At 39.3% G+C, this 16,253-nt stretch carries 15 protein-coding genes; 9 read left to right on the forward strand and 6 right to left on the reverse strand.

Annotated elements, in window-relative coordinates:
* Positions 1–2: 2 nt before the first annotated feature.
* The 4 genes from EHQ64_RS04975 to EHQ64_RS04990 all read right to left on the reverse strand — a co-directional run bounded on the left by EHQ64_RS04975 (position 3) and on the right by EHQ64_RS04990 (position 3,783).
* Positions 3–737 carry a hypothetical protein gene (locus EHQ64_RS04975; protein WP_135648406.1) on the reverse strand — a complete coding sequence of 245 codons (735 nt, stop codon included), beginning with the start codon at positions 735–737 and terminating at the stop codon, positions 3–5.
* A 99-nt stretch (positions 738–836) separates the two neighbouring features.
* Positions 837–2,189 carry a threonine synthase gene (thrC, locus tag EHQ64_RS04980; RefSeq protein WP_135648407.1) on the reverse strand — a complete coding sequence of 451 codons (1,353 nt, stop codon included), beginning with the start codon at positions 2,187–2,189 and terminating at the stop codon, positions 837–839.
* A gap of 3 nt (positions 2,190–2,192) precedes the next feature.
* A complete protein-coding gene (locus EHQ64_RS04985; protein ID WP_135648408.1) occupies positions 2,193–3,185 on the reverse strand; it encodes an SPFH domain-containing protein in 993 nt (330 codons plus the stop codon).
* 58 nt (positions 3,186–3,243) lie between these two features.
* A complete protein-coding gene (locus EHQ64_RS04990) occupies positions 3,244–3,783 on the reverse strand; it encodes an LIMLP_15305 family protein (RefSeq protein ID WP_135648409.1) in 540 nt (179 codons plus the stop codon).
* Positions 3,784–3,977: 194 nt separating this feature from the next.
* On the opposite strand from EHQ64_RS04990, the gene EHQ64_RS04995 reads away from it, so the two are divergent.
* The 7 genes from EHQ64_RS04995 (at position 3,978) to EHQ64_RS05025 (ending at position 11,991) form a co-directional block, all read left to right on the forward strand.
* Complete coding sequence (locus EHQ64_RS04995; protein ID WP_135648410.1) at positions 3,978–5,168, forward strand: acyltransferase family protein; 1,191 nt, start codon at positions 3,978–3,980, stop codon at positions 5,166–5,168.
* A gap of 91 nt (positions 5,169–5,259) precedes the next feature.
* Entirely contained in the window at positions 5,260–5,814 is a 555-nt protein-coding gene (lepB, locus tag EHQ64_RS05000) for a signal peptidase I (RefSeq protein WP_425460391.1), read from the forward strand.
* 102 nt (positions 5,815–5,916) lie between these two features.
* On the forward strand, positions 5,917–7,731 hold the full coding sequence (locus EHQ64_RS05005) for a penicillin-binding protein (protein WP_135648412.1): 1,815 nt from the start codon (positions 5,917–5,919) through the stop codon (positions 7,729–7,731).
* The gene (locus tag EHQ64_RS05010) at positions 7,728–9,593 is read left to right on the forward strand and encodes a motility associated factor glycosyltransferase family protein (protein WP_135648413.1); all 1,866 of its coding nucleotides are present in this window, start codon (positions 7,728–7,730) and stop codon (positions 9,591–9,593) included. Before EHQ64_RS05005 ends, EHQ64_RS05010 begins: the two co-directional genes overlap by 4 nt.
* Positions 9,594–9,750: 157 nt before the next feature.
* Complete coding sequence (locus tag EHQ64_RS05015) at positions 9,751–10,956, forward strand: serine hydrolase domain-containing protein (RefSeq protein ID WP_135648414.1); 1,206 nt, start codon at positions 9,751–9,753, stop codon at positions 10,954–10,956.
* A gap of 248 nt (positions 10,957–11,204) precedes the next feature.
* Positions 11,205–11,582 (forward strand): phasin-related domain-containing protein, encoded by a 378-nt coding sequence (locus tag EHQ64_RS05020; protein ID WP_135648415.1) that lies wholly within the window; start codon positions 11,205–11,207, stop codon positions 11,580–11,582.
* A gap of 112 nt (positions 11,583–11,694) precedes the next feature.
* Entirely contained in the window at positions 11,695–11,991 is a 297-nt protein-coding gene (locus EHQ64_RS05025) for a hypothetical protein (protein WP_135648416.1), read from the forward strand.
* A gap of 5 nt (positions 11,992–11,996) precedes the next feature.
* On the opposite strand, the gene EHQ64_RS05030 is transcribed toward EHQ64_RS05025, so the two are convergent.
* Positions 11,997–12,419, reverse strand: a complete 423-nt coding sequence (locus tag EHQ64_RS05030; RefSeq protein ID WP_135648417.1) for an MmcQ/YjbR family DNA-binding protein — start codon at positions 12,417–12,419, stop codon at positions 11,997–11,999.
* Positions 12,420–12,486: 67 nt separating this feature from the next.
* Complete coding sequence (locus EHQ64_RS05035) at positions 12,487–13,698, reverse strand: aminotransferase-like domain-containing protein (RefSeq protein WP_135648418.1); 1,212 nt, start codon at positions 13,696–13,698, stop codon at positions 12,487–12,489.
* Between the two features lie 59 nt (positions 13,699–13,757).
* On the opposite strand from EHQ64_RS05035, the gene EHQ64_RS05040 reads away from it, so the two are divergent.
* Both EHQ64_RS05040 and EHQ64_RS05045 read left to right on the forward strand, forming a co-directional pair.
* On the forward strand, positions 13,758–15,182 hold the full coding sequence (locus EHQ64_RS05040; RefSeq protein ID WP_135648419.1) for an aminotransferase-like domain-containing protein: 1,425 nt from the start codon (positions 13,758–13,760) through the stop codon (positions 15,180–15,182).
* A 50-nt stretch (positions 15,183–15,232) separates the two neighbouring features.
* Complete coding sequence (locus EHQ64_RS05045; RefSeq protein WP_135648420.1) at positions 15,233–16,252, forward strand: DUF2804 domain-containing protein; 1,020 nt, start codon at positions 15,233–15,235, stop codon at positions 16,250–16,252.
* Position 16,253 lies beyond the last annotated feature (1 nt).

Below are 16,253 nucleotides of genomic sequence, written 5' to 3' on the forward strand. Positions count from 1 at the left end.
GGTCATACTAAGCCGCTAGCCTTTTCTTGTAACCATTTTTGATATCTTTGTCTTCGCGGCACATAATTCTGATCTAATGGGATCTCGACTCTAGCAACCGTTCTATTTTCGGAATGTCGACTATAGATGGTAAACAAATGCCGGTCATAACCGCTTTGGGCTACTAAGATCTCAACCATAGTGATACCCATTCCTGCGCCTTCCGTAGTATCACCATATTTCATATAGTATTCGAAGAGATTGTCAAATTCTTTAGAATGTACAAACTTTTCCCGAATCCTCTTTTCTTCTCGTATCGCTAATGTAAAATTATTCTGAACGAATAGAATGATCCTATCGGAAGTGAAACTAAGTGTTACCTTTACGAATAGACCATGCTCTTTCATCTTCCTACGATAGTAAGGAAACTTGCGACTGACTAGATTTTCCTTAAAAGATTCCATACCCAGATCATACTGAGAAGGGTCCGAAATGTTTAGACCGAGTTCTTTAAATAGAACTCGTTTAATTGCTGCTTTTGTCGCGTTTACTATGAGTTCTTTTGCGGAAGTAAAGAGAAGTTCGATTAAATCTTCTCTTTTGTATTTAGAAAGAACGGTTTGGATGATATGTTTGAGCTTATTTTCGCCCCGAGTACTCAGGACGTAGGTAATGATCGATATTGGCTCTTCTTTTTTTACGGCCGTTTCGACCTCGAAGAGGAATTCTTGTGAGAGTTCCTCGATTCCCTCGTACATCCGGATTCTCGATTATATGGACCCCAGCCCGCTTACGAGAAAAAAACGAAAAACGCCCTGGAAAAAAGAACAGGAATTTCAGGCGAAAATTGAAAAAAACTAAGCGTTCACTTGTAGGAAACGGCTGATTTCATCCATCACCGCGCCTACTTCAGGCTTACAGGAACGAATAACGTTAACTAATTTAGAATCCGTTCCGGGAATTTTTCCTTCGTGAAATTTCAGCTTAAACTCTGTGAACTTTAAACCATGAGCCGTTGAAATTACGACTACTTGATCACCTTTGGAAATGGTTCCTTTTGCCATCAACTTATAAAGAGCGGCTAAAGCTACCCCGGTATGAGGATCGTTATACAATCCGAGCAGATCGGTTTTTGCAGACGCGTCAGAGAGTTCGGCTTCGCTCGCTTGTTCCACAACTCCATTGAATTTTTTTAATGTGCGGATCGCTTTTTGAACGGATACCGGGTTTCCGATCTGTATTGCAGAAGCCAAAGTAGGTTTTGCATCCACAGCATTAAATTCTTCGAAGTTCTTTAGATAAGATAAATATAGAGGATTTGCATTTTCTGCCTGGGCCAAAACGATCCTAGGAAGTTTATCTATCAATCCTAGATCTTTTGCCATTTCGAAACCTGCTCCGAGTGCGGAAACGTTTCCTAAATTTCCGCCTGGAATGATGATCCAATCAGGGACCTTCCATTCCAATTGTTGAACGATTTCAGGAGCGATCGTTTTTTGACCTTCGATACGAAGGCTGTTCATCGAGTTTGCTAAATAGATCCCTGCTTCCTTGGTGACTTCTTTTACGATCTTCATACAACCGTCGAAGTCCGTTTCTAAAGCGATCACCTTCGCTCCGTTGGAAACAGGTTGGATCAACTGAGCTTGAGAAACTTTTCCCGCAGGAAGAAATATAATCGCAGGTATTCCTGCTTTAGCCGCGTAAGAAGCGAGCGCTGCGGAAGTATCTCCGGAACTTGCACATGCGACCGCTTTTATTTTAACTCCTTTTCCCAACATATGTTTTACTTGGGAAAGAAGCACTGTCATTCCTAGATCTTTAAAAGATCCGGTGTGGGAGATCCCACATTGTTTGATCCAAAGACCACCAAGTCCGAAATGTTTGGTTAATCTTTCGGAATTGAATAAATGAGAAAGGCCTTCACCTGAACTTACTATATCAGAGTCTTCTACATGAGGAAGAACCCATTCTCTTTTATTCCAGATCCCTGAGCTGTTCGGAAATTTGACAGAACCCAATCTGGAGTCGAATAGATCCTTCCATTCCTTCCCCGATTTTTCTTTGAGAGCTCCCATATCATGGGAAACCTGAAGAAGGCTTCCACATTTACGACATTCATAAACGATCTCATTTAGATCGTAAGTAGCTCCGCAAGAATCGTTGATACAGCGAAATTCCGCTTTCAACTTGGTGAAGGTAAGGCTCATACTTTAGATAGAATTTAGAATGTCCTTTTTTTTGGCATCAAATTCTTCCTGAGAAATCAGGCCTTGTTCCAACATACTCTTAAGTTTTGTAAGTCTTGTAGCGGCGTCGTTTTGAGCTGCACCGGCGCCTGCATTGTTCTGTCCTACCATGCCCGCCATCATGTTCCCCATATTGACGCCCATACCTAGACCTAAACCGGCAGATAAACCTTGGCCTGCATTTCCGCCTTCATTTTTAGCTGCGGCTTCTCCAATATCCAACATTCTTTTTTGTTGGTACATTCCACCAAGAGCATCGATCTCGAATTTGTCTGTGAGTATCTTTTGGATTTTCTGGAAGTTCGGATCGTTCTGATCGAAATTAATGGATTGAACAAAGAAATCTAAAACATCGATCCCATATTTAGAGAAGTCTGGCTGGATCTTTGTTTTTCCTGCAGAAGAAGCTTCTTCCAAATGTTGGTTCAATCTAGTGATCGGCTCTCCGGACTTTAAGACAACTTCTGCAAGGAAATCGCTAAGTCTAGTCACGATCATAGGCCTTAAGAAATTATCCACCTCGTCTTGGGAGTATGCTCCTCTTGCTCCAACAACTCCAATGGCAAATGCTTTAGAATCCACAATTTTGATATTATAAGATCCGTTTGCTCTTACGCCTAGAGTGATCGTATACTTTGGATCTTCGACTTGGATTGGAGCAGGAGTTCCCCATTTTAATTGGATCAAAGCTTTATTGATAAATACAACTTCCGCAGTAAAAGGAGTTTGGCCTCCGAAAGGAAGATTTACCAAATTTTCCAATATAGGAACGTTACCTGTTTTTAAAGTATGAGTTCCCGGACCGAAAACATCCAGCGCCTTTCCTTCCTTAAAGAAGATCGCTTCCTGGCTTTCGTTTACCACTAACTGCCCGAAAGTGCTGATATCGTTTCTAGGAAATTTCCAAACGATCTCACCTGGTTTTCCTTCGTATTTGATTACGTCTATTAATGCCATAAGAACTCCTTGGAAATATATTATTCACGACTATACTTCCGGCAAATCAAAAATAAGATTATTGTTTTAAGAAGACATCCTTCCTTTTTTTTAGAGCGGAATCAAATTCATCCAATTCCCCCCTATACTTACTTACCCAATCTCGGACTAAATCTACGGATACCTCTGGAGGGAAACTAGGGAATTGTCCTTTGGAGGATAATTCTTCTGCATGCTGGTTCAAAGAATAATCCCATTCGGCCAAGGCTTCCAGTTCTGACTCGGTCGCCTTAAAGCCTGTTCCAAGTCCGTTTAGGCCATAACTTGCTCCCGAGATCTCGTTTTTTAATCTTTCCAAAACTGAAAGTAAGACCTCGGTGGATCCGATTAGGTCCATCCTCCGCTCTCTTACGAAGTTTTCTTCGATCCTGCGAAGAGGTTCTTTTAAAGAATCTAGTTTTTTAGAAAGTTCATTTCTTACGATCCTATCCGCTTCGTAATATTGATGGTTCTTCAATACTTCTCCATAAAAAGGAAACTTAGAAAGAAAGTTTAGGATCTTTCCTTTTTCAGCCTGAAACCTGGAAACATATTTAGACACTGGACTGTTCGAAGTCATGATGATTAGAATGGTCCGAAAATTTATAAGGAGCAAGACAAATACTTAGTTTTTTTACGATCTCTTAACAAAATCCAACAAATGATCTGTCTGAATTATTCTTTGCTTGCAGAAGTCTTTTGAAGATAACATTCTATATTTTGGATTAAGAACATAGTCTATAATTCCTAAACTGGAAAAAGAATTTCTAACGTATGAAGTCCTACATTTTATCCATCTTTGCCTCCAAAAAAGGGGAAATCGAATCTTTAAACGGCATTAGAGCGATTGCGATCTTGATGGTGATGACAAATCATCTTTGGGTCTCTAAACAACCGATCATGGGTGATATGCCTATTTGGCTCAGATGGTTCGTGGAAAATCAAACAACGATCGTAGATGTTTTTTTCGTATTAGGTGGATTTCTGAATTACGGAGGAATTCTTCAATCTTATAAGAAAGAGAACGCATTTCCTTATAGAAAATTCATCGTAAACCGTTCTTTGAGAATACTTCCTGCGTATTATATCGCATTATTATTTTCTTATATGTATTTCTCAAAACAGATCGAAGTGCTGAAACATATACCGAATCCTAATCCGGAATTGGTCGGGCTTGTTGCTAAGGGACAAAAAGCATTGGATTATGTTTGGGCGGATGGTCTTTTTCTTTCCAATTTTTTTCCGAGAGTTTTGGACGTAGGTTGGTATATTTCCCTAGAACAACAGATCTATTTTTTGATGGTCGTTTTGGGGCCATTCTTCCTGTTTTCTAAAAGCAGAAAGGTAAGAGTATCTATATTATCTTTTTTATATATAATCCCACTTTTATCCAGATGTTATTTGTATTTTAAAGGTGAAATGAATGCGGAAGCGCTTTTCTGGACGGAAAATCGTTTTGATTCTATGATCGCCGGAATGCTTTTAGCCGAGTACGTGGATTACAAGCCGGTGGCGGAAAGTATCGGAAAATGGAAATATTCTCTTTTAGGTGCGACCGCGATCTTATTTATACTTCTTTCTTATTCATTCGGTTGGGATCATATTATCAAATTAACCGTCGCGAACAATTTCTATAATATCGCTTTGTCCATCATCATATATCTGGCGATCCAAAAAGAAGGGGTCTTTAAAACCGTATTGGGATCTCCTATTTTTCGACCTCTATCACGGATTACTTATACTGTATATCTATGGAATATACCTTTAATGGGAATCGCGACCAAATGGGCCTTAAAGGGAGAGACATTGATCACTCTAAGCGTGTTGCCTAAACTATATTTGATCTGTTTCGGGTTCACTATCCTAGCTGCCTGGCCATTATTCTTATTGATAGAACAACCTTTTATATGGTGGAAAGAAAAGCCGAAAGTTTTGGATAATGCGAAAGGACTTAAATCCACCTAGCTTATATTATTCTGTAATAGCGCTAGGGATAGATTAAAAGCCGATCAGCATGGGACTTGATTTTCAAATGATATATTCTTTTCGGCAACAAATGTTCCATTGGCTGAGGCTTTCCTTTCCGGTCCTATGCGCGGCATTCTTCATTCTTTATTTTAGGATTTTTATAATTCAATTCTATCTGATCAGCGGGACGAGTATGATGCCCAGTTATAAAGAGCATGATTGGGTACTTGTAAAAAAATGGGGTTATCCCGCCCAGATCGGCCCTTGGGTATTATCCATTTTGGAACCTGACGTGGATCGTTTTGATGTTTTGGTTTTGGATGGGATCGGCGCTGAATTGAGTTTGAAAAGAGTCGTAGGTTTGCCTGGAGATTTTTTTCGCTTTTCGGAAGGAAGGATCCTGATCAACGATTCTTCGTTGGAAGAACCTTTTTTAAATTCAGGATATAAGACCGAGGCTCCTTCCGCTTCTATTCTTCCTGTGATCGGAGTTTCCGGAAATATCGGTATTGGTGACTCGGGACGGATCCCTCCCGGTTATGTTTTGGTTTTAGGAGATAATCGCGAATTCTCCACGGATTCTAGAAATTACGGACTTATTCCCTTTAAAAAATTACGCGGAAAAGTGATCTCCAGCTTTTAATATTCTTACAGATTTAACTTGTACTAGAAAAGCTCTTTAATCATTCTGAAAAAGACCGAAATTAATATTAGTCGCTTAAGGGTCCAGAGTTAGAGCTTCGTGATGGATTATAATCTACTCAATCGAAAAAGATTCACTATACTATTTACGATACTATGCGTGTTCTTTTCCGGGCTCTTGGTAAGAGTCGGATACCTCGTATTCTTTAATGATAGAGAGATCGCTTTTAAGAATGGGGAAAGGATCCTAAGAGGAGCAATATACGATAGAAGAGGGATTGAACTCGCCTTATCCATCGATTCTTCTACGATAGGGATCTATCCTGGAAATGTTTACGATCCGAATTTTACTGCAGTCCAGATCTCTCCTTATCTAGATATTCCTCCGGAAAAGATCGAGTCCTTGATCCGTGAAAAAAGCAGATACTTCTTATTAAAAAGAGAGATAGATGATACCACCGCGAGTCGAGTGATGGAGATGGCTCTTCCTGGTGTAAGAAGAGAAAGAGAATTTAAAAGAGTTTATCCTCATGGCAGTCTTGCTGCAAGCTTAGTCGGATTTACCGGGATGGACGACGATAAGGCGCTTTCCGGTTTAGAATATTATTATAATCAAGAATTGATGACCCCCACAGAAGCTGATTCTGCTCGAGGTGCAAATGTTCATTTGACTTTGGACGGTTTGATCCAATTTAAATTGGAAAAATCCTTGGGAAAAAGATTTGAAGAAGCCGGAGCCAAAAGAGCGGTAGGGGTCCTGATGGAGATCCATACCGGAAGGATATTGGCGATGGCTAGTTTTCCTTCTTTTGATCCGAATCGATACGCGTCCTTCGAAGAATACACACATACGAATTGGGCAATCCGTCACGTATACGAGCCCGGTTCCACGATGAAAATTTTCTTAGCTAGTATTTTACTTAATGAAAATTTAATACATCCGAATGAGAAATTCGATTGTCCCGGGTACGTGGATTACGGAAAAACAAGGATCAAATGTACCCATGTTCATGGAAAAGTGAATTTGGAGGAGATCCTACAGTATTCCTGTAATGCCGGGATCATCAAGGCCGCTTCTAAGATCCCGAACGATGTACTTTACGAATATATGAAACGATTTCGCTTTGGGGACAGGGCAGGGTTATTGCCCAATGAATCCGTCGGTTATATGCCTGTCTTAAACAAATGGACTCCTACGACCCCCATGTTTATGGCGATCGGTCAAGGGATCTCGGTAACTCCTATTCAATTAGTGGCTTCTGCCGCATCTATTGTAAATGGCGGAAGATTTATCACACCTAGAGTTGTTTCTCATATAACCGATTCCTATGGAGAAGTTTTACAGGAATTTCAATCTGAGGAAATGCCTGTAGGTATCAAAGAATATTCCACTGAAAGACTACTTAAGGCAATGACAAGAGTTGTTCAAGCTGGAACTGGAAAGAACGCATATATCCAAGAATACTCCATTGCAGGAAAGACAGGAACAGGGCAAAAGGCCGTTTCAGGTAGAGGATACCAAGACGGTCTATGGTCCGCTTCTTTTTTAGGATTTTTTCCGGCAGACAAACCTAAAGTAGTCGGTTTGATCCTATTCGACGAGCCCAAAGGGGACAGTCATACTGGAGGAGGCCTTGCTGCTCCTGTCTTTAGGGAAGTGGTGGAGAATATTATTCCGATCATAGAACAGGGAGAAAGAACGGTTAACGTAAAACTCCCTAAACTGGAAAGAAAACCAGTCACAGGAAAATCGGAACGATTACCCGACCTGATCGGAAAGAGCAAAAGAGAAGTCGTGGAACTTTTAGCACCTATCGGAGTCCCTTATAAACTACACGGAAGTGGATTTTGTTATGAACAGGATCCTTCTCCCGGATCTTCTTATGAAGGCAAAAGGATAAATGTGTTTTTCCAATGAGGGAATTCAGGTCGGATTTACTCGAAAAAAATTTGGCCGCATTACGTAGTCTCGCGCCGGGATCTTCCGAGAGAATTTCCTCTTCCGTAATTAATTTTGAAATTACTCCAACAAAAACCGAGGATCCTAGTTTAAAGGTTGGAACAGTTTTCTTACATAGCTCGATGGATCCCAGAAAAGAAGCCGAGAGGCAGCTTGTTGATCTAAAAAAAGGGGACGAAGATAGGGCCTTTCTTTTTTTCGGAGCAGGGTTAGGCTATTCTATACTCCATTCATTAGAATTTGATAAAATAATTTGTGTTTGGATGGAGCCATTTCCCGAGATCTTAAAGGCGGCTTTTTCCATATTCGATTTTTCATCCGAGATTTTATCAGGCAAACTTAGGATCTTTTTACCACCGTATGAAGAATCTGCATTTTATGAAGGATTCAAGGGGATCTCAGGTTTACCCGTAAGTTTTATCCCGCATAGAGGAAGCTTACAATGGAAAAAAGAAGAATACCAAGAACTTAGATTTTTAGCGGAAACATTCTTTCATAAAAAAGACGTAAACACGGCTACACTCACTAGATTCGAAAAAGTTTGGACAGGAAATTTTGTGAGAAATCTTCCTGAGCTTGTGGGCTTTAAACCTGTAAATGAGCTATTCGGCTTGTGTGGATTTAAATCGGATGTGGTGGTTTGCGGTGCAGGGCCTTCTCTTTATCTTTCTTTGGAAGAATTGAAGGAATATCGAAAAAATTTCATATTGATAGCGGTGGATACTGCTCTACTCATATTACAAAAATCAGGAATAGATCCGGATCTAGTGTTTAGCGTGGATCCTCAGCCTCTAAATTCTAAATATTTAGAAGGTTATACCGGGAACGCAAAATTTATATTCGATCCTACGACTTCTTATCATTCATTAAGATTTCCTTATATAAAAAATGATCATTTTTTGACTTCTTCTCCTTTTCCTTGGATCAAACTTTTAGAGAATGCTTCCGAAAAAGGATTGGGTTCCGTCGATTTCGGTGGTTCTGTGTCTACGAATGCAGCTAGTCTTGCTGAAAAAATGGACGCGAGATCCGTTTTGCTCTTAGGGCAGGATCTTTCTTTTCCGGGATCCCAGGCGCATTGTAAGGGAGCAATCTTAGAAGAACGGTTGAATTTTCTGGAATCCAGGACTCATAGAAGAGAGCATCATAATTATAAACAGATGACAGCATTGCCTCCTAAATGGATCGAATCCGCAACGGGCGAGAAGATCAGAACGAATGAAAAACTTTTGATCTTCAAAAAATGGTTCGAAGAACGTTTAAAGGATCGTGCTTGGGGAAATCTTGGAAAAGACGGGGCGAAATTAGAAGGAATACAAAATATTTCCTTTCAAGAATGGTTCCAGAAAAATCCAGCAGACCCTTCTGAAGTAGAGAAAACAAAAAGATCTATACAAGATCTAGATCCTGCAAGGATCAATTCTGAGAAGGTATTGCAGGAACTAAAACAAATCCTATCCGAATTGAAAGAATTCGCAAAACAAGTGAAAGCAGGAGAGAAGCTTTCTAACAAAATATACAAATTAATCCAAGCCGGAGAGAAAGACAAAGAATCTATCCGGGAATCATTGCGGGAAATTTCCGAGATTGATGATAGAGTGAGTTCTAAAAAGGGATTAACCGAATTCTTAGGGATCAGTTTACAAAGAGTGATACTCGCAATCACAGAAGGATACGATACCGAATTAACCTTGGAAGAGAAAAAGAACGAAAGGTTAGCGATCGCCAAAAAGAGCCTTCTATTGTATTCCGGATTACGTAAAAGTACGGAGATGAACATACGTTTATTAAATAAATCCGTAATTCGTTTTTCTGAATAAAAAGTTTAGGTTAACAAACGTTCATTTTTTAAAACTTTATTTTTCCATCCTCAGTCTTGACAATTCTCCATTTTTGTAGATAATTTGGCCCCAAAGTATACGGCCTCCTTGTTAGGGGTTCGTATATATTATAAATATATGATAGAAGAGAATTTGTATGAGTTGGGAATTATTACGTTTCGTGATCCGATACGTTGTGTTAATATGTTTAATGTCTTGTTTCTTCGAATGTAAAAAGGAAGAAGATGATACGGCTGGACAGATCGCCACTATCCAAGCAGCGATCGCTTGTAAAACTCTAAACGAGTGTTTTGACAGTACTGCATCTTTGTCCAAAAGTGGAGCATCCTTCCAAGTATTTAAAAAAGACGGCACAAGGGTTTATTTTAGAGAAAAAGGAGAATTGGGCGCAGACAAGGTAGGCCCGGTCTTCTCCGCATCTAAATTAGTTACCTCTTCCACAATCATGGCGTTTATAAGCGGGACTTGCGGCTCTTCCGCAAATTCAATTAGTTTAAGCACAACTACAGGGGATATTTTAGGTTGGACTGGGGTAAAAGGAAGTATAACGTTAAGACAGCTACTTTCTTTTACTTCAGGATTAAATCCGGAAAATCGCAACTCAGAAATGAGTAGCTGTCTTTTTACCCTTCCTGTTGGTGCAAGCGCGGGAGATAAAAATTCATGCGTGAATTTTATCAGAGATAATACCCAAACAAGCGATCTACCCGGAGAGGTATTCTATTATAATTCTTATCATATGGCAGTCGCTCAAAGAATGATAGAAATTGATTCCGGAAAAAATTGGCAGGATCTGTTTGAAGATTGTATCGCTTCTCCTTTAAGTATTAACATAGATGCCGGGACCGGAAATGGGATTTGGTATGGCGATATCTCCAATAAGAGTGGGGATGGGAGTTTAGCTGGGGCTTACGGATTGTATCTAACTGCGAACGATTACGCTAAGATCATGCATATGTTAGCAAATGAAGGAAATTCCGGAGCGATTATCTCCTCACAGAATGTGGACGAGATCTTTAAAGATCAATACGAAGCAGGTACTCGTATTAAATATTCTCAGTTCGCATTATTCGGTTATTATTGGCATTATGGATTAGGCAACTGGAGATTTTGTTCTCATCCAGAAGACGCAAGTAAATGCGATCTGGATGTAAACAATCATAGTTTTGGAGCAAACGGGTTCTATCCTTGGATCGATCGAAACAAAGAGTATTATGCTGTATTCGGTGTGAATGAATTCAATTCAAACCCGTTTAATATTATCAGTATTTTACAACCGAACTCTGCTTCTTTGTTTTTCGGTCAGGATGCAAAGAGATACATCCCAGCTCTTTTAGAATAAAAATCTCTAGATCAGTATCAATTTTCCAACAGGATGTAGGAGCTCCTACATCCTCTATGTACAAAGACTGTAGATAACCTATAGCCTTTGTAGGAATTCCAACAAAATACTGCCATAATTGCGTCGCATATCCGGTTGGAGCCAAAAATCGAGCTTTGAAACTTTTTTTCATTTTTTTCTTGACTCTATTTGTGCTGCGCACTACAAATGGATTGTGCGTCGCACAACGGCGTGCCAAGGAGCTAAAAATGGAAAAACAAATTCTAGATGTACTTAACGCAGGTCTTGGTTTGGTAAAAAGCGGACAAGAAGGTCTCGATAAAGCGAAAGCGGAGTTTACTAAGAGTTTTCAAGAACTCTCTGCAAAAGGAGCTTCTGATAATTCTGAAGCATCCGTTCGTGTTCGTGAATTCGTAGACAAATTCTTAAATGAAGCAAAAGAATTATCTACTGCTGCTACTAAAACTTACGAAGATTCTCGCGCTAAGGCTCTTGAAGTTTACAGCCAGATTGTTGAAGAAGCTAAGAAATTAGTTCCTGCTGAACAAATCGAAGCTATCAAGGCAAAATTTAGCGAAGTTACGGAGACAGTTAAGAAATCTGCTCCAACTAAAAAGACTGCTTAATAGCCTTTTGAACCTCCCAATATCGGCGGGGGATTCCTCCCGCCGAAAATTTTTTCCTCTTCTTCCTAAAAATCACTTCTATTTTTTATAATATACTTATTTTAATACAAGAGTGTTAAGTATTATAAAAGAAAAACTTGGATCGGGATCTCATTCGTTCAAATTTACGAATTTATTCATAAACTTCTTCTTTCTATTTTCCTGTTACGGTCCGGCTGTTAGTAAAAGATATGTATGTGATTCTGAAAAAATACATAGCGATACTAGTTTCATGTGCTTCTTATACAAAGTATCCGACAACCCACCCGAAGTAGAAGATCAACAATTTTCAGAATGTTTACTTTTGGCGACGATATACGATAATCAAAAATGTGATAAAGAATCCAATTTGGAACCTTGGTGGTTATAATTGGATTACGATCGAAAATTTTTCCATTCATCTACTTGATTAGCCAACTTTGTAGGAGCTAATAAACAATAACTTTGTTTTAATAAATTTTCGATTTCTTCCCAATCCGTAGTTTCATCCAATACGATCCCAGCTATATCCGACCACCATACAGGTTTAAAGAATGGAAGTTTGGAAAAATGTGAGGTCTCTAGTCTTTTTTCGGAAAATCTAAATGTAAGCACACAAGCTGGGCCTTCCAATCCGGAAGCTTTTGAGTAAGCAGGAGGATAACCTTCCTCTATCATCAATACATGCGCAAAATTTTTCTTTTTAATGCGCCAACGGATGCCTACCCATGCATTCTCCTCGTAAACTTCCGGTAGATCTAAACAAATAAGTCTTAGATTGGAAAGGGCCGTATCAGGGATTTTTTGAGGGTAATACATTGTTCAGATCTAGGGAACTAAGATTGGGTGGATTATAGCATAGATCGAAAAATGAAAATATGATATTTTATTTTTCGGATCTTATTTCTTTATAAACGTTAAAAAGCCTTTCTGCACCTAGTTTTGTTTCTTCTTTCGTTGCGTTAGAAAAATTCCAACGTAGGCGATTTCTTTCCGCTTCATTTATGAAGAAAGAAGAGCCTGGAACGGCGGCGAGACCTTTCTCCAAACATTTTTTGAACAAAATATCTGTATCTATTTCTTTTGGAAATTCTATCCAATAGAATAATCCGCCCTGAGGCGAATGTAACGGGATAGAATCTTCAAATCTTTCTTTCAAACAATTGAAAGTGAAATCTGATTTTCTTTTGTAGGTCTCTCGGATCAAAGAAAGATGTTTTTCATATTTAGAAGAAGAGACAAATTGAAATACAAGTTCTTGATTTATAGAAGGGGAATGTAGATCAATGGATTGTTTCTGCACAATCAAATCTTTCACGATCGATTTTGGTGCACGTATCCATCCAACCCTTAATCCTGGGGCCAAAGTTTTTGAAAAAGTGCCGATGGAGATAGTGTGCTCAGGGCCTAATTCGCATAAGGAAATTGGAATGTGATTTTCAAAGCTCAATTCTCTATAAGCAGTATCTTCTAAGATCGGTATCTTATGATCGTAAAAGTATTTTGAAATAATCTCTCTATTTTGGATAGAATAAGAGCGGCCGGAAGGGTTTTGGAAATCCGGGATCGTATAGAAAAATTTTAGATCTTCAGATGAATGTTCTAATATATATTTTATTTTTTCAGGATCCGGGCCTTCTTCCTCATAGTCGATGCCTAAGAAGAATGGATTGTAAGAAGAAAAGACTTGGATAGCTCCGAGATAACTTGGTCTTTCTAAGAGTATATTGGATCCGTCTTCTATAAAATATCTAGCAAGTATATCCAATGCTTGCTGAGAACCTGCAGTTAATAAGATCTCATCCGGAGAAGAATTTGGATAATAACGTCCTGCGATCCAAGCTCTTAGTTCAGAATGGCCTTGTGTATCCGAATATTGGAATAGTTTCGGGCCTTTTTTTGAGATAGAGTCTGCGAAAATTTCTGAAAACTCTTGGATCGGAAACAAAGAATCATCGGGAAGTCCTCCTGCGAAGGAGATCATCCCAGGAGTATCGATCACTTTTAATATTTCTCGAGTAACCGAGGACGGAGTTCTTTCTATCCTGTTAGCCGGTTTGAATAAATTCCTTTTTGTTTCTAGAATTAACTTGCCCATCTGTTTTTATTATTTATACAATAATATTGGATAACCATACAGATACAGAATTTGTTTTTATGACCAGTACAGATCGTATTTTAACAAAATATTCTAAGATAGCCGATTCTTTGATTGGTAGGATAGAATCGGGAGAATTCCCTCCAGGTTCAAAATTGCCTTCTTTGCGTAAGATCTGTTTATTCGAGGAATGTAATCTTTCTACAGCAGTGGAGGCCTTTGGGATATTACAAGAAAGAGGTTTTATTAGCGGAAGAGAAAGGTCTGGATATTTTGTTTTGCCTAGGCCCGAACTTTTTCATAAATACAAATTGGAGAAGCCTGTTCGTGTCCCAAACCCATCCGTTCCGGAAGAAGTCAGTTCTCTTATGTCGGAACTTGCAGATCCGGGCTTTATTCCTTTTGGAGCTGCGGTCCCTGATCCTCAATTTTTGCCGTTCTCTTCTTTGCAGAAATCATATAAGAAATCTTTAAAGGACACTCAGGTTTATAAGTATTCAGACGCTGCAGGGATTTTGGAACTCAGGAAAAAAATAGCGATCCGCGCTTCGGGTAAAGAGAGAAGAATTCGTCCTGAAGAAGTTTTTATCACCTTAGGTTGTTCCGAAGCCGCGTATTTGGCCTTGAGTTTGAATACAAAGCCTGGAGACAAGGTCGCCGTTGAAAGTCCTCTTCATTTTGTTTTGTACCAGATCTTATCCGAATTAAAATTGAAGGCTGTCGAAATTCCTACAGATCCTTATACAGGTTTGGACCTAAGATCTTATGTTTCAGTGATCAAGAAAGAATCTCCAAAGTTTTTGATCACGATCCCGACTTTTTCGAACCCTACCGGGAGTTTAATGCCTCCGGATTCTAAGAAGGAGCTTCTGAAAATATCCTCTAAGTTTGGAGTAAAGATCTTAGAAGATGATATTTATGGGGATTTACAACATCATGGTGGTCTTAGGCCGCCTTCTTTACTTTCTTTAGATGGAGAAGGGATCGTAACTCAGGTTTCTTCTTTATCAAAATCAGTAAGCCCAGGTTTGAGGATTGGTTGGATGATCTCCGAAAGATCAAAAATTGAGAATGCAAGAAAGACCCGTTTGGCAGAGGCGATTTCTTTACCTACTGTTCCTCAATTGGCCGCTTCTTACTTTATGAGTTCTCTTGCACATGAAAGGCATTTGAGAGAATTTAGACGTAGGTTAAGCGGTCTTGTATTATCTTATGCGGATTCTTTTTTGGAATATTTTCCGAAAGGTACTTTGGTAGTAATTCCAAAAGGAGGTTTTCTTTTATGGGTCGAACTTCCGAAGGGAAAAGACTCTAGGGTCTTAAGATTTCAAGCTGCTAAGAAGAAGATCAGCTTAGTTCCGGGTAATCTTTTCTCCTTATCGGGAAAGTATGTGAATAATTTCAGGATCAATGCGGGAGTTTTAATGAGTCCCAAGGTAATTTCTGCCATCCAGACCCTTGGAAAAATTGCGAAAGAAATTTAGATTAAAGAATTGTGACTCGGTAAAGGCAGAGATTATTGTCTATTGAAAGCATGAATTTAGAAACAGAAATCCAACAACAGTCTATTCTTTGTGATCCGTCCGGTAAAATTAATCGGAATGCGATCGGCTGGTCCAAAACTCCGTTACATAGATGTAATGTAAAAGGCCATTGGCTTCGTAAGAAAAAATGGAACTACTGGTGTTTCTACGATGAAAACTTTTTAGCTTCATTTACTGTATCTGATATCGATTACGCCGGAGTGATCTTCTGTTATTGGCTGGATCGTAAGACGGGAGAATTCCAAGAATCCACCGTGATCACTCCTTTTGGAAAAGGAACTCTACTCGGGCAAACGGTTCAAAGCAACGCTCGTTATGAAGGTAAGGACGGGTTCCTGGACTTTAGAATGAACGAAGATGGAAATTACGAGATCAAAGTCCAATTTCTGCACGGAACTCGTAAATCTATTCAAGCGGATATAGTCTTAGAGGTCCCGAATAATTGGGAGAGCTTGAACGTAGTCGTCCCTTGGAGCCCGAATCGTTTTCAATTTACTCATAAATTATTCGGACTAGGTGCTAAGGGAAAGGTAATCACCGATTCTAAAACGTATGAGTTCCAACCAAAGACTTCTTTTGGAGTTTTGGATTATGGAAGAGGTGTATGGCCTTATTTTAGCAAATGGAATTGGGCATCTATGTCGTATCGTCCTGGCGGCAATGAGATTTATGGAATGAATTTAGGCGGTGGTTGGACAGACAATACAGGTTCGACTGAAAATGCTCTTTTGATCAACGGTAGAATTTATAAAATACCTTCAGTGATCGCTTTCGAGTTCGATAAGAAAGATCCTAAAAAACCTTGGATGATCTATTCAAAAGAAAGTAAAGCAGTGGAGTTAGTATTTACTCCTGATTTTCATAGAAAGGCTTATTCTAATATGGGGATCATTTCTTCCAAGGTAAATCAAATGATCGGAAGTTTTGACGGTGTGTTCCGGATCGGAAAAAGCGAATTTAGGATTGAAAGTGGTTCGGGCTGGGCGGAAGATCATATTGCTCGTTGGTAAA

Source organism: Leptospira sarikeiensis (assembly GCF_004769615.1).
GTDB classification, from domain to species: Bacteria; Spirochaetota; Leptospiria; order Leptospirales; family Leptospiraceae; genus Leptospira_B; species Leptospira_B sarikeiensis.

Bases quoted from the DNA above. Each gene is read 5' to 3' on its own strand.
- lepB (WP_425460391.1), top strand. From the start codon at position 5,260: ATGTTCCATTGGCTGAGGCTTTCCTTTCCGGTCCTATGCGCGGCATTC.
- thrC (WP_135648407.1), bottom strand. From the start codon at position 2,189: ATGAGCCTTACCTTCACCAAGTTGAAAGCGGAATTTCGCTGTATCAAC.
- EHQ64_RS05005 (WP_135648412.1), top strand. From the start codon at position 5,917: ATGGATTATAATCTACTCAATCGAAAAAGATTCACTATACTATTTACG.
- EHQ64_RS05030 (WP_135648417.1), bottom strand. From the start codon at position 12,419: ATGTATTACCCTCAAAAAATCCCTGATACGGCCCTTTCCAATCTAAGA.
- EHQ64_RS05010 (WP_135648413.1), top strand. From the start codon at position 7,728: ATGAGGGAATTCAGGTCGGATTTACTCGAAAAAAATTTGGCCGCATTA.
- EHQ64_RS05020 (WP_135648415.1), top strand. From the start codon at position 11,205: ATGGAAAAACAAATTCTAGATGTACTTAACGCAGGTCTTGGTTTGGTA.
- EHQ64_RS04990 (WP_135648409.1), bottom strand. From the start codon at position 3,783: ATGACTTCGAACAGTCCAGTGTCTAAATATGTTTCCAGGTTTCAGGCT.
- EHQ64_RS04985 (WP_135648408.1), bottom strand. From the start codon at position 3,185: ATGGCATTAATAGACGTAATCAAATACGAAGGAAAACCAGGTGAGATC.
- EHQ64_RS05015 (WP_135648414.1), top strand. From the start codon at position 9,751: ATGAGTTGGGAATTATTACGTTTCGTGATCCGATACGTTGTGTTAATA.
- EHQ64_RS05045 (WP_135648420.1), top strand. From the start codon at position 15,233: ATGAATTTAGAAACAGAAATCCAACAACAGTCTATTCTTTGTGATCCG.
- EHQ64_RS05040 (WP_135648419.1), top strand. From the start codon at position 13,758: ATGACCAGTACAGATCGTATTTTAACAAAATATTCTAAGATAGCCGAT.
- EHQ64_RS04995 (WP_135648410.1), top strand. From the start codon at position 3,978: ATGAAGTCCTACATTTTATCCATCTTTGCCTCCAAAAAAGGGGAAATC.
- EHQ64_RS05035 (WP_135648418.1), bottom strand. From the start codon at position 13,698: ATGGGCAAGTTAATTCTAGAAACAAAAAGGAATTTATTCAAACCGGCT.
- EHQ64_RS04975 (WP_135648406.1), bottom strand. From the start codon at position 737: ATGTACGAGGGAATCGAGGAACTCTCACAAGAATTCCTCTTCGAGGTC.